Source organism: Maribacter luteocoastalis (genome assembly GCF_048890225.1).
Lineage (GTDB): Bacteria > Bacteroidota > Bacteroidia > Flavobacteriales > Flavobacteriaceae > Maribacter > Maribacter luteocoastalis.
On record NZ_JBMFZG010000002.1, the window covers coordinates 338,619 to 352,898 of the forward strand.

General features: G+C 35.6%; 13 protein-coding genes. 9 read left to right on the forward strand and 4 right to left on the reverse strand.

The features are described 5' to 3' along the window. Positions 1-31: 31 nt before the first annotated feature. Together ACOCEA_RS06065 and ACOCEA_RS06070 are read right to left on the reverse strand one after the other, a co-directional pair. Positions 32-1,510, reverse strand: coding sequence for a M16 family metallopeptidase (locus ACOCEA_RS06065; RefSeq protein ID WP_420755318.1), 1,479 nt, complete (start codon positions 1,508-1,510; stop codon positions 32-34). An 8-nt stretch (positions 1,511-1,518) separates the two neighbouring features. After that, a complete protein-coding gene (locus ACOCEA_RS06070) occupies positions 1,519-2,841 on the reverse strand; it encodes a M16 family metallopeptidase (protein ID WP_420755319.1) in 1,323 nt (440 codons plus the stop codon). Between the two features lie 173 nt (positions 2,842-3,014). On the opposite strand from ACOCEA_RS06070, the gene ACOCEA_RS06075 reads away from it, so the two are divergent. From ACOCEA_RS06075 to rpmA, 3 genes are all read left to right on the forward strand, one after another. After that, the gene (locus ACOCEA_RS06075) at positions 3,015-3,470 is read left to right on the forward strand and encodes a DUF4199 domain-containing protein (protein ID WP_420755320.1); all 456 of its coding nucleotides are present in this window, start codon (positions 3,015-3,017) and stop codon (positions 3,468-3,470) included. Positions 3,471-3,568: 98 nt separating this feature from the next. Continuing rightward, on the forward strand, positions 3,569-4,240 hold the full coding sequence (gene rplU, locus ACOCEA_RS06080; RefSeq protein ID WP_420755321.1) for a 50S ribosomal protein L21: 672 nt from the start codon (positions 3,569-3,571) through the stop codon (positions 4,238-4,240). A gap of 42 nt (positions 4,241-4,282) precedes the next feature. Further along, a complete protein-coding gene (rpmA, locus tag ACOCEA_RS06085) occupies positions 4,283-4,543 on the forward strand; it encodes a 50S ribosomal protein L27 (RefSeq protein WP_420755322.1) in 261 nt (86 codons plus the stop codon). Positions 4,544-4,747: 204 nt separating this feature from the next. Here the strand turns inward: rpmA and ACOCEA_RS06090 are convergent, their stop codons facing one another. Together ACOCEA_RS06090 and ahcY are read right to left on the reverse strand one after the other, a co-directional pair. After that, a complete protein-coding gene (locus ACOCEA_RS06090; protein WP_420755323.1) occupies positions 4,748-5,269 on the reverse strand; it encodes a 5' nucleotidase, NT5C type in 522 nt (173 codons plus the stop codon). 76 nt (positions 5,270-5,345) lie between these two features. After that, positions 5,346-6,662: an adenosylhomocysteinase gene (ahcY, locus tag ACOCEA_RS06095; RefSeq protein WP_420755324.1), complete on the reverse strand. Its 1,317-nt coding sequence runs from the start codon at positions 6,660-6,662 to the stop codon at positions 5,346-5,348. Between the two features lie 81 nt (positions 6,663-6,743). Here ahcY and ACOCEA_RS06100 point away from each other — a divergent pair, with 81 nt between their 5' ends. From ACOCEA_RS06100 to ACOCEA_RS06125, 6 genes are all read left to right on the forward strand, one after another. Continuing rightward, positions 6,744-7,382, forward strand: a complete 639-nt coding sequence (locus ACOCEA_RS06100) for a 4'-phosphopantetheinyl transferase family protein (RefSeq protein ID WP_420755534.1) — start codon at positions 6,744-6,746, stop codon at positions 7,380-7,382. An 84-nt stretch (positions 7,383-7,466) separates the two neighbouring features. Beyond that, on the forward strand, positions 7,467-7,727 hold the full coding sequence (locus tag ACOCEA_RS06105; RefSeq protein ID WP_420755325.1) for a thiamine-binding protein: 261 nt from the start codon (positions 7,467-7,469) through the stop codon (positions 7,725-7,727). After that, complete coding sequence (gene pnuC / locus ACOCEA_RS06110) at positions 7,711-8,343, forward strand: nicotinamide riboside transporter PnuC (protein WP_420755326.1); 633 nt, start codon at positions 7,711-7,713, stop codon at positions 8,341-8,343. Before ACOCEA_RS06105 ends, pnuC begins: the two co-directional genes overlap by 17 nt. Beyond that, entirely contained in the window at positions 8,304-10,403 is a 2,100-nt protein-coding gene (locus tag ACOCEA_RS06115; protein ID WP_420755327.1) for a DUF4301 family protein, read from the forward strand. Before pnuC ends, ACOCEA_RS06115 begins: the two co-directional genes overlap by 40 nt. 180 nt (positions 10,404-10,583) lie before the next feature. Further along, positions 10,584-10,892, forward strand: a complete 309-nt coding sequence (locus ACOCEA_RS06120; protein ID WP_420755328.1) for a hypothetical protein — start codon at positions 10,584-10,586, stop codon at positions 10,890-10,892. Positions 10,893-11,709: 817 nt separating this feature from the next. Further along, complete coding sequence (locus ACOCEA_RS06125) at positions 11,710-13,884, forward strand: TonB-dependent receptor (RefSeq protein ID WP_420755329.1); 2,175 nt, start codon at positions 11,710-11,712, stop codon at positions 13,882-13,884. Positions 13,885-14,280 lie beyond the last annotated feature (396 nt).

Genomic DNA, 14,280 nt, shown 5'->3' on the forward strand with positions numbered 1-14,280 from the left:
GGATTTTCCCTTTATTCCTGCAATATAATTCTCAATTATTGATGTTGCCGCTACTACCCACCGGTATTTTGGTATTGGCAATTGGTTTTTCAGTCTTTTCGGCCATTTTAGAATAGAAAAGTACTGGCAATTGTTTTCCTTGGAAATTTACTTTTTCTAGATTCTCCAAAACATCGCTTCCTTTTCCAACAACTACCACACGGGCATTGGAGGAGCTTATATATTTCTGGGCTGCATTTTGAACATCTTCAATGGTAATTTTATCTAATCGTTCTAGATACGTTTTATAAAAATCTTTTGGGAGGCCTTCTTTTTCAATATTGAGGGCATAATTGGCTATTGTTTGTGGTTTTTCTAAAGCCATAACAAATCTACCTGCATAATTAGCTTTGGTATTCTTAAGTTCTTCAGCAGTTACTGGTTGAGATATCATCTTGTCTATTTCCTTTAACATTTCTACTACAGTGCTATCGGTAACCGTATTTCTAACACTGGTAGTGGCAAAAAATCGAGAAGATTCATATTTATCATTTCCAATATAGGAGTAGGTATCATAGGTATAACCTTTATCCTCCCTTAGGTTAAGGAACAAACGGCCTTCTCCGCCCCCTCCTAGAATTTGATTGGCGATTAATGCTGGCAAATAATCGTCATCCTTCATTTTTAAGGAAACAATATTCTGTACCGCTATTTCTGATTGTACGGCATTGGGCATATCTACAAAATTAATTTGTGTATTGTAAACATCTTTTGGTTTGGTGTATGTAAACGTAGGTGGGGTTGCCTTCGTCCATGAAATGAAATATTCTTCTACCAAAGCTTTTACCTTATCAAAATGTACGTCACCAAGAACTACAAGATATGCATTGGCAGGAACAAAATAATCACGGTAAAATCCCTCAACATCTTTTAATGTTATATTGTTAACTGTTTCAACAGACATAATTTCTCCAAAAGGATGATCCTTGCCGTATGCTAAGGCACGTTGTACCCTGTCAGCAATTGCAGCTACATCTTTTTCCTCTGACTTAAGACTGGTTATCCACTTCTCTTTTTCTTTATCAAATTCTTCCTGGGTGAAATTAGGATTGATTGCAGCATCAGACATTAATTCTAACATTCTTGGAAAATATTTTGACAAAGAACTGGCAAATGCACTTTGCGAACCAAAATTCATCCGTGCGCCAAGAAAATCTATCTCTTCATTAAATTCATCTTTGCTAATATTCTTTGAACCTTTTCCTAAAAGCGTGGCTGTTAAACTGGAAACCCCTGCTTTGTCACCTTCTAAAATAGGAGGATTGTCAATTGTTAATTGAATAGAGACTCTAGGTAGCTTATGGTTTTCAACAACCATGACCTTAAGTCCATTACTTAATGAAAAACTTTGGGGTTCCTCTAGATTAATTTCAGGAGCTGGTCCTGGTTTTGGCATTACGGTCCTGTCTACTTGTGCTTGTCCGACTATGGTAACGAAGACACTTAAAATTAAAATATATAATGTTTTCATCTTAGTGTTTAATTTGCTGGTTTTTCTTCTGGTAGATAGTCTATTGTTACACGCTGTTTTGGGTTAAGGTATTTATTAGCTACCTCCATTATTTCTTTCCTCGTAATAGATCTATATATTTCTATTTCCTTATTTATTAATGAAGTGTCACCATATAGCATATAATTAGTTGCTAAAGAACTGGCTATACCTTCTACGTTAGAATTTGAGTTTACGAACCGGTTTTCAAATTTGTTCTGTAATTTTTTGTAATCGTTTTCAGAAATCAACGTTGTCCTAGCTTTTGATATCTCTTCCTCTATAGATACGTTCAAGGTGTCTAAAGTGGTTTCGCCTACAGGCAAAGCGTAGACTAAGTACATGCCATAATCTTCCTGGCCAATATTTAAAGCACCTACTTGTAAGGCCTGCTTTTGCACATCAACCATTTTTTTATATAGTTTGGATGTAGGTCCATCACTTAAATACGTGGAGATCATATCCAAAACATAGGCATCTCGATCTTTAAAGCCGGGAGTTCTGTATGCAATTATGGTAGCAGGAATTTGAATATTTGGATCGTACTCTTTAGTTTTTATAGCCGTGGTGATTGGGTCTTCCTTAGGATAATCCCTAATTATTTCCACACCTTTAGGTATAGGGGAAAAATAGTCGAAAATCCATTTTTTGGTTTGATCAATAACTATATCGCCTGCAACCACCAAGGTAGCATTGTTAGGCACATAATATTTGTTTTTATAGGCGATGAACTCTTCCAAGGATGCCGCGTCTAAATCCTTCATATAGCCTATATTTGGGTCTTTATATGGATGTTTTTTGAACAGGTTTTCAGAAACCGCGAACAGAATCTTACCATAGGGTGAATTGTCATACCGGAGTCTTTTCTCCTCTTTTACTACTTCATTTTGCGTATCTACCCCGTCTTGATTAATAACTGGGTGAAGCATACGTTCGGACTCCATCCATAAACCAAGCTTTAAATTATTTGATGGGAAAACCTCATAATAATACGTTCTATCCTGTGATGTATTCGCGTTGTTCATGCCCCCATTTGAAGAAACAATTTCAAACCATTTTCCATTTTCAATATTTTTGGTTCCCTCAAACAACAAATGCTCAAAAAAATGCGCGAATCCAGTCCTGTCTTCGGTACGGTCTTTACCGCCAACATGGTACATTACAGCAGTAGTCACGACAGGAGCAGTATTATCTTGGTGTAAAATCACATGTAGTCCGTTATCAAGGTCGTACTCTTGGTAAGCTACTTCTTGTGCAAGTATAGTGGAACTACAAAAAAGTAGGGCAGAAGCTACTAGCAGTCTTTTGTTCATTACATAGTTTTTAGATTTCATACTCAGTGTTAGTGTACAAGTTGTGAATGATGTTACACGAATTTAAGGTATTGTAAGTTAAATTCTTACAAACGTTTTTTGATTAACGACAATTTATGACTCTATTTTCATCAAGATTTCTTAACTTAATACTATTGTAAAAAAGAACGATTATGAAATACTATGCGTTACCTATTCGTTTTGGAATTGCCACTAGTGGTTGTTTGATAGCTTATTTCTTAATTTTATCGTTATTGGGTTTTCACACTACTATTTTTTATAGTCTTTTTAATGGCATAATCACTGGTTTTGGTATTTATGAGGCCATCAAATATTTTAAGATAAAAAAATCTGTTTCGTTTACCTATAGCAATGGTTTTATAGCTGGCTTGGTAACAGGAAGTGTGGCAACATTGATTTTTACTATATTTTTTGCATTGTATTCAACAGAGCTAAATCCTGGTTTTTTGGAAGAACTGTCTACCCAATGGGCCCATGAATATGCTAATTTTGAAGCAATTGTATTTTTAGTGGTAGCGATAATGGGATTCAGTACTACTTTGGTTTTGACCCTCTCCTTTATGCAACTGTTTAAACCTTCAAATAATTTAAGGCAAAAAGAGGGCTAAATTCTAACGAAAACCCTTGTGAGTTAATGAATAAGCAGTATATTTGCACCCGCCTTTGGAAAAAATCCAACAGGTTTTAATATTACATTTTTAACGATATGTACGCAATTGTAGAGATGGCAGGGCAGCAATTTAAAGTTGCAAAAGACCAAAAAGTGTACGTTCACCGTTTACAGACTGAAGAAGGTAAAAAGGTTACTTTTGACAATGTTCTTCTTTTGGATGATGGTAAGAACGTTACCGTTGGCGCCCCAGCTATAGACGGAGCCGCAGTAGAGGCTAAAGTCATTAAGCACCTAAAAGGTGACAAGGTTATCGTCTTTCACAAGAAAAGACGTAAAGGTTACAAAAAGAAAAACGGACATCGCCAGTCGTTGACCGAGATTGTAATTGAGTCCATTATTGCCAAAGGTGCAAAGAAAGCTGCACCAGCAAAAAAGGAGGAAAAGCCAGCTGTAAAGGTAGAATCTGAAAAAGCAGCACCTGCTAAAACAGCTACAAAAAAGGCAGCTCCTAAAGCAACAAAAGCCGATGACCTTAAAAGGGTAGAAGGTATTGGACCAAAAATTGCAGAAACGCTTATTGCGGCAGGTATTTCTACCTTTGCTGAATTGGCGAAAACAAAATCAGAAAAAATTTCTGAGATTATTGCAGATGTTCGTGGCAACCACGTTACAGATACTTGGCCAGCACAAGCAAAATTGGCTGCCGAAGGTAAGTGGGACGAGCTTAAGAAATGGCAAGACGAATTAGATGGTGGTAAGGCTTAATTGCAATACCATTTAAGTATAACATAATAAAACCGGAAAAAAATGGCACACAAAAAAGGTGTAGGTAGTTCTAAAAACGGTAGGGAATCAGAATCGAAACGATTAGGTGTTAAGATTTTTGGTGGTCAGGCTGCTATCGCTGGTAACATTATTATCAGACAGCGTGGAACAAAACACAATCCTGGTGAAAATGTATATGCCGGGAAGGACCATACATTGCATGCCCGTGTAGACGGACTTGTAAAGTTTGAGAAAAAAGCAGGTGGAAAATCTTATGTTTCCATTGAGCCTTTCGAAGCTTAATAATGAAACCAATGTTTTTAAAAGCCTTTGCATCTGCAAAGGCTTTTTTGTTTTTGGGTGGGTAATTTTATGAAAGCCTAGTCCAAAATTTGACGACTACATAACTAGTATCAAATTTCCTCTCACTTATTATTTTTTGGAGAGATTCTGTACTGCTTTCAACGATGATATGATTTTTGTTTTTATAACTTGGTTAAAGTTAGATTATAATAGTTTTTTGGCAACATCTAGCCAAGTGTCCACCCGTTCAAATCCATTGGTGTTTACATTATGGGGCGATGTGAACTGTAGACTTCGACCATTAAAATGCTCTAAATTGTAACTCCTATCATCAATAAGTACATCGCCCTTTAAAATATGCTTATGGCCACATAAAATTCTATTTTGCCAAGATATGAAAGGAAAAAATTCATCTAGCCAGTCGCTTTTTTCCTCCAAGGAGTTGGGGAATTGCATTGCGGCAGAGGCAATATAAAGCTCATGCGCCTCATTAATTTTAGAAAGGACTTCAATACTGTGTTCTATAGGTTTTAGGTTTCTAAAGAATCCTCTTCGCGTAGCATGTTTGCGCACACTTTCCTGATGCCCTTCGGGAACCATCTTCCACACCTCATTGCCGAGACAGTCTTGTTTTGTAAGGTTTGCATTAAATTCTTGATTGTAAATTTCTATATGGGCGCCGTAAGTATCCGCAATAACCTCGTCCATGTCCACGTATATAACCATTTTTCAAATTTTAATAATGTAAAAATAAAAACCCTTTCGATATGGAAAGGGTTTTTATTAACAAGATAAATATTTCTTAATATCTATAATAATCTGGTTTAAAAGGTCCCTCGACCGTAACGCCGATATAGTCTGCTTGTTCCTGTTTAAGAACAGTAAGTTCTGCGCCTAAACGAGACAAGTGAAGCTTGGCCACTTTTTCATCTAGATGTTTAGGCAGCATATACACTTGGTTCTCATAATTATCACTATGCTTCCATAATTCAATTTGAGCCAATGTTTGGTTGGTAAAGGAATTACTCATTACGAAACTTGGATGTCCTGTGGCACAACCGAGGTTTACCAATCGGCCTTCGGCTAAAATGATAATATCCTTACCGTTAATGGTGTATTTATCAACCTGTGGTTTTATCTCATCTTTTGAAGCACCATGGTTTTTATTTAGCCAAGCCATGTCTATTTCATTATCGAAATGACCAATATTACAAACAATGGCCTTATCCTTTAAAGCTTCAAAATGTTCCCCTCTAATGATGTCTTTATTACCCGTAGTTGTAATGACAATATCAGCATTGCCAATTACAGTTTCTAATTTTTTAACCTCAAAACCGTCCATACATGCTTGTAAGGCACAAATTGGGTCAATTTCTGTAACGGTTACAATAGATCCCGCACCTTTAAAAGAAGCAGCTGTACCCTTGCCTACGTCACCATAACCGGCAACCACAACTCTTTTTCCTGCAAGCATAGTGTCTGTTGCTCTTCTTATAGCATCCACAGCACTTTCCCTACAACCGTATTTATTGTCAAATTTTGACTTAGTTACAGAATCGTTCACATTAATGGCAGGCATAGGTAATGTACCCTTCTTTACCCGCTCATATAATCTATGTACTCCAGTAGTTGTCTCTTCGGAAAGTCCCTTTACACCAGAAGCCAATTCTGGATATTTATCCAAAACCATATTGGTTAAATCGCCACCATCATCCAAAATCATGTTCAAAGGCTTTCTGTCCTCACCAAAAAATAAGGTTTGTTCTATACACCAATCAAATTCCTCTTCGTTCATGCCTTTCCAGGCGTAAACCGGTATTCCTGCTTCGGCAATTGCTGCAGCTGCTTGATCTTGTGTAGAAAATATATTGCAAGAGCTCCAGGTAACCTCTGCTCCTAAGGCAATCAACGTCTCTATTAATACTGCCGTTTGTATAGTCATATGCAGGCATCCTGCTATGCGGGCACCTTTTAATGGTTGCTCATTTTTATATTCTTCTCTCAAAGACATTAGGCCTGGCATTTCTGCCTCTGCCAATTCAATTTCTTTTCTCCCCCATGCTGCCAAGCAAATATCTTTAACCTTGAAGGGTACAAATGGTACTGTTTTGGTGCTCATATGTTTTTTTCTTTATACTTTCGTTCGTAAGCCTATAGGCTAAAATTTTTGCTGCAAAGGTACAAAATAGACAAGGAATCTATGCCCATTTACAAGACAATAAAAGTAAATAAGGATACCTCCATTGCCATATGGAAGGTAGAAGAAACTGAAGAATTTTTATCCAAGGGTATTGATCTTGGTCCAAAGTGCCAAACGCGATATGACGGGATGAAATCTGAAACACACCGTAGGGCATTTTTAAGCATTAGACATTTAATGGCCTTGTTTGGTTATGTTGATACGGATTTGTTTTACGATGAAGCAGGTAAGCCACATTTAAAAGATGGTAATTTTATCTCTATAACACATTCAAATAATTTTACCGGGATTATTATTAGCAAGACAGATGAAGTTGGTATAGATATAGAAAAGCAACGTGATAAAATATTGCGAATAGCACATAAATTTACACCCTTTGAGGAATATAGGACCTTGGCGAATACTGATGCTATAGTGCGGAAATTGACTATAGTTTGGGGTGCTAAGGAAGCTTTATATAAAATATATGGCCAACAGGGGGTAAGTTTTCTCCATCATATAAATGTAATGGACTTCTCTTTTAATAATCTAAAAACTACAGCTGAAATTTTATATAATGGAGATTTGTCAAACTATGCAATAGACTTTTTGGAGTTCGAAGGATTCACTTGTGTGTATGCTTTGAAGGAGAGGAAATAGAGCGAAACTTACTTATTACATTTAAAACTTATTTTACCAACAACCAACAACCAACAACCAACAACCAACAACTAAAATAATAGCATGAATATATCAGTAGAATTAACCTTCTCACCCTTACAAGACGATTTTGAAGAACATATTATCAATTTTATCAAAAAGCTTAGAGCATCTGGACTTACGGTTCGTGAAAATCCATTGAGCACACAAGTATATGGCAATTATGACGCTGTCATGAAAGTGTTACAATCTGAAATTAAAACCTCATTTGAACTTATGGACAGGGGTTTATTGTACATGAAATTAGTAAAATCTGATAGAAGCTTGTATGAACCCCATTTTTGATTTCTTCTTAGACGGTTACCGTAACAAAGAATCGTACATTATTATATTGGAGGCCGTAGTTTTTGTTTTTGGTATTGCAAGTGTTTGGTATGCCAAAAAAGAAAATATTTTGGTATATCCCACAGGCTTAATAGCGACTGTTATTACTGTCTACCTTTTTTTAAGAGACGGACTTTTAGGTGATATGATGATGAACCTATATTGGTCTGCCATGAGTTTATATGGTTGGTGGAACTGGTCTAGGAAAGAGAATAATGTAAAAATAGTCCATATTACAAAGACAACACAAAAAGAAAAAATGATTGGACTGGTAATGTTCATAGCCACTGTTTGCTTAAATTATATAGTATATAGGATATTTGGTAACGAAATAGCAGTTAGTAATTACATCGATATTTTCACATCTGGTATATTTTTTACGGCTATGTGGTATATGGCTCTTAAAAAATTAGAAAATTGGACACTTTGGATATTTGCAGATTTAATTACAGTACCACTTTATGCCTATAGAGGTTGGGGTATGCTATCGCTCCAATATTTAATATTTACAATTTTGGCCATTCAAGGCTATATAGCATGGAAGAAAAATATAGACAAGAACCTTCAAACATATTAAAAGTTGTTCTTTTTGGACCAGAGTCTACTGGGAAAACTACCTTATCAGAGCAATTGGCAAGACATTATAACACGGTTTGGGTACCAGAATATGCACGGGAGTATTTGCAAAATAAATGGAACAATGAACGAAAGACCTGTGAACCAGACGATTTGCTTCCAATTGCTAAAGGACAGATGGTGTTGGAAAACAACTTGACAAAAAAAGCAACAAAGATTCTAATCTGTGATACCGACCTACTAGAAACAAAAGTATATTCCGAAGCATACTATGTGGGTGACTGTGATCCCATTCTAGAAAAATATGCTCTGGAAAATACGTATGATCTGTATTTGTTAACCTACATAGATATTCCTTGGGAGGCAGATGATTTAAGGGACAAGCCTAATGAAAGGGAAGAAATGTTTACCTATTTTAAGCAGACTTTGATAAAATATAATCGGAATTTTATTATCTTAAAAGGGAATAAAAAAGATCGCTTAAAAAAGTCGATTACGCATATAGATAATTTATTGAATCAAATGACAGACCTAACCAAAAAAGACATTGAACAATTTAGCAATAAGGGGATAAGTAAAGAAAAAGTACTCGGACAGATTCGGACTTTCAAAGAAGGAATCCCTTTTGTAACATTAAAAAATGCCGCCGTAGTAGATGATGGTATTCTTAAGTTCACCGACCAGGAAGAAAAGAATTTAATTGAATTGTATGAATCCAGGGTCAAGGAATTGGATGTTTTAAAATTTGTCCCAGCGTCTGGAGCTGCATCACGTATGTTCAAGGCTTTGTTCGGTTTTTTAGATTCGTATGATTATAGAAAAGAAACTTTAGAGGCATATTTAGAGCGTACCAATGATAAGGATATTGCTATTTTGGCCAATGGTCTAGAACAGTTGCCTTTTTATGGGAAAGTGATGAAAAATTTGCCTCATTCCTTCTTATCAAAAGGTGAAAAGGTCTACCGATTTGTTGAAGAGGTCTTAGCGGAAGATGCACTTAATTATGGTTTCTATCCTAAGGGCTTATTACCTTTTCATAAATACGGAGAACTTACTTCTACGCCATTTGAAGAACATTTAAAGGAGGCGTCACTTTATGCAAGTTCCAATAATTACGGAAAGCTTCATTTTACAGTTTCTGAACAACATGAAGAGATGTTTAAAACGGAGTTCAAAAATGTTAGGGATAGGGTAACTAAGGAAACAGGAACTATCTATGAGGTAGACTATTCGTTTCAAAAATCGTCAACAGATACGGTTGCGGTAGATTTAGAAAATAAACCTTTTAGAAATTCTGATGGCTCCATATTGTTTAGGCCCGGTGGTCACGGTGCCCTAATTGAAAATTTAAACGAGCAAGATGCAGACATCATATTTATTAAAAATATTGATAATGTTGCTGTATTGGACGATGCCAAATTAGTAGCAGATAGCAAGAAGGTACTTGCAGGAGTATTATTGGATGTTCAAGAGCAGGCATTTAAATTTGCTAAACTTTTAGCTGATAAAGTTGTTTCTGATTCAGAAATTAAAAATATAGGTATGTTTTTAACTAATGGTTTAAACGTAAAACTACCTGTTGGGTATGCTGATATATCAAACGAGGAGAAAATCTCTTTTTTAAAGGATAAAATCAACAGACCTATACGAATCTGTGGTATGGTAAAGAATGAAGGTGAACCGGGTGGTGGACCGTTCTGGATAGAAAATTCTTCAGGAGAAGTTTCGCTACAGATCATTGAGTCTGCTCAAATAGATTTGGACAACTCTCAACAGAAATCAATTGCACAAAATGCTACTCATTTTAATCCTGTAGACTTGGTATGTGGCATTAGGGATTATAAAGGTAAGAAGTATAATTTGATAGATTTTGTTGATGAAAAACAAGGTTTTATTACTGGGAAGACAAAAGATGGTAAAGAGTTAAAAGCCTTGGAATTGCCTGGTTTATGGAATGGCGCTATGGCATTTTGGAACACTATTTTTGTTGAGGTGCCATTGGTTACTTTTAACCCGGTTAAAACGGTAACAGATCTCCTCAAAGATTCTCACCAAGGGTAATTACATAATTAATGATGCTAAAAAGTGTGTATGCTTACACACTTTTTTTATGCCCAATTTCAACTATTCTTCTTTTAAATTGGAACGCTTTATCCATATAAAATCCCTGTGTTCAACATCCAGATGTATTTCTTTTCCGTAAATAATAGTAATACATAATTAAAATTTAAAATTTACAGAATGAAAAAGTTTGCACTATTGACGTTAATAGGATTAGGTTTTATTACAACTATTTCTGCAAAGGAAGTTTTCATAACTGCCAATGAAATAATAGTTTTTATAGCAGATGATTATGAGAAAGTCAGTTCTAGTGAATTAACCCCTGCTGTAGTAGAAGAGCTATTAAAACAATATCCAACTTCGAAATTAGGTGGGGTGTATAGAAATTCTAAAGGCGAATTTAAATTAATAATGGTTCTTAAGAGTGGTACCAGAAGAACGGTTTTTATTGATCCTTACGGTAATTGGATTGACAAAAAGAAAAAATAATCCTAGTTTAAATGGGTCTAAAAAACTGCTGAGGCAGTTTTTTTTTGGTTAAAAGTGACCTTTTAAATAGTTGTGTGTCTTATTACATAAAGAACAAATCCTTTAAAATGGCAACCCTGATTCTTGTAGCAGTGGCAGTAATAATAACAGTGACTTCCTTAGGTATAATGGTAAAAATTATTTGTGAAGAGTAATATGGAGCATTTCACTAAATCAACAATTCTCGGCGTATTAACGATTGTAATATGGATTGCGTCATCATATATACTAAATAGGTCAGAACAGCAGGTGTCAGATAATATTGAAATAGTAAAGAGTGGAGAAAATTTAAAGAACCCTTTATAGAAACACTAACCATTGACTATAGAGGCACCATCAAATAAACTAGAATAAAGGTATAGACTTTACTCCCCATTAATTGAGACTGAAACTGGTTCATTTTTAATAGAATTGGTTCAGAAATAATTAAAAAGTTTAGAAAAGCGGTTTTTTTGGTTGGTTGTGAAGGGAGTTGCTTAGGCAGCTCCTTTTTTGTTTTAAATAGTTTGTTATACTCTTCTCGAAAGTATAGTGCTATGTTAAAATAATTTAAGATAGAACTCAATAATATTAAAATAACTGTTTTACATTTGTCCCCATCTCAAAGGGGTGCCGAATCATAATATGAGGAAGCTGAGATTATACCCAAGGAACCTGGGCGGGTAATGCTGCCAAGGGAAGACGAAAGTCACTATTTGGAACAACAATGTCCTTAGTTGGGCAACAATCAATTTTAACTTAGAATAATTGCCCCTTTTATTCGTAATATTTTTTACGAATGAAGACTTTTATTTTTACATCACTGGCCGTTCTAGGGCTAGGGACGGGCTTAAAGGCCCAACAACAACCAACAGATTCTTTAGAAGGCAAAAAAGTAGTGCTAGATGAAGTTTTTGTGTCCGCAGTACGTGTTACCAAAGAATCACCAGTAACCTTTTCCAATTTAACCAAGGCCGATATTAAACCTAGGAATTTAGGTCAGGATATTCCGATCTTAATGAATTTTCTGCCTTCGGTGGTTACCACTTCAGATGCTGGTGCTGGAGTAGGGTACACTAGTTTACGTGTTAGGGGCAGTGATGCTACTAGGATTAACGTTACCATTAATGGGATCCCATATAATGATTCGGAATCACAGGGGACATTTTGGGTAAATATGCCTGATTTTGCTTCTTCTACAGAAAGTTTACAGTTGCAAAGGGGTGTGGGCACCTCTACCAATGGAGCAGGTGCTTTTGGTGCTAGCTTAAATTTGTTGACCGATGGTTTTTCTGAGGATGCCTATGGTCAGGTTTCATCTTCTATTGGTAGTTTTAATACGCTGCGGAATACATTGAAATTTAGTACCGGAATGCTGAATGACCAAATAGAGGTTTCTGGAAGGCTCTCTAGAATTACATCAGATGGCTATATAGACCGTGCTTCTTCCGAATTGGAATCATACTTTTTACAAGGAGCATACAAAGATGATAATACATTGCTAAAGGCATTACTATTTGGGGGGCATGAAATTACCTACCAAGCTTGGTATGGTATAGATGCTGAAACATTGGCAACTGACCGTACTTTTAATCCGTCTGGGATTTATACAGATGCCAATGGAAATACACAGTTTTATGAAAACGAGGTTGATAATTACAAACAAGATCACGCCCAGCTATTATGGAATCAACAGGTTTCAGAATACTGGAGCACTAATATCGCATTACATTATACAAGGGGTAGGGGCTTTTTTGAACAGTTTAAAGAGGATGATGATTTTGAAAACTATGGTATTGACCCCATAATTGTGGACGGAGCAGTAGTCTCTACCACAGATTTAATACGAAGACGTTGGTTAGATAATGATTTTTACGGTATAGTTGCTTCAACCAACTATGCCAAAGATAATTTGGACCTAATAATAGGAGGTGGATGGAATACATATCAAGGAGATCATTTTGGTGAGATTATCTGGACACGTTATGCAGGTAATACCAATTATAGAGATCGTTATTATGACGATAGTTCAGACAAAACGGACTTGAATATATATACAAAAGCAAATTATAAATTAAACGATCATTGGTCTTTGTATGGTGATCTGCAATATAGAACTGTTGGGTACAATGCCAATGGTGATGATACCGGAATGGTAGATGATAACTTTAATTTTTTTAACCCAAAGGCTGGGATTACGTATGACCTTAATAAAAATAATAATTTCTATTTGTCTTATGCTGTAGCAAATCGTGAACCAAATAGGAACGACTTCGAAAGTGGCAATCCCAAACCAGAGAAGCTCAATGATTTTGAGCTAGGTTGGCGTTATATTTCCCCGTTGGTACAGGTAAACACCAATGTTTACTATATGAAGTATAAAGATCAATTAGTACTTACAGGTGAGTTGAATGATGTGGGTGCCCCACTGCGTGAAAATGTAGGTAACAGCTATCGTTTAGGTTTGGAATTGGATGCCAATATCAGAATTGGTAATTCCTTCGTGGTCAGACCAAACATTGCATTAAGCACCAATAAGAACCAAGATTTTGTTTTTGAACGCGATGGTTTATTAGAGGCATTGGGAAATACCAATATTGCCTATTCCCCTAATCTGATCATAGGAAATACTGTAACTTATAGAACTAATGAGGCGTTTCAAATTTCGTTTTTATCCAAATATGTAGGTAAGCAATATATGGGGAATATAGACTCTGAAAATTCTATATTGGATGCCTATTCCCAAAGCGATTTAAACTTACAATATGAAATACCTTGCAATGGTTTTTTAAAGAGTATTGTCTTTTCAGGATTGGTTAACAACATTTTCAATGCTAAATATGAGTCCAACGGATATTTTTATACCTACGATGATGATTTTTCAAACCCCGGTACTACTACCACTATTGAAGGTGCTGGCTATTATCCCCAGTCAGGGACGAACTTTCTATTGGGAGCTGCAATTAATTTTTAAAATATCTGAATAAACAAAAGACTATGGAAATAGTTCATTTCCAATAGTAATTTTAACTTAGGAATCACAGTATTTTAATATGGTAACTCTATTGTTTTGGTAAACCTTTTTTCTTAACCATTTGTGTCTATTAAATATCTTATGCTAGGTTGGAATTAAAAAAAAGGGTGCCCAACAGAACAAATGGGGCACTACACTAAATAGTGAAAATCCCATTTATCATATTAAATGGGATTTTCTATTACTGTTATAGCTATTTTATATGTTATAATTCTAAACTTTGAGTTTAAAATATAATTAGTAAAATATCGTTATTTAAAAATGGTATTTTTCACTAATAGTGATATTAGGGAGAATTATTATTTGCTGATCATTTTTTGGTCTAGTGTTGTGTGA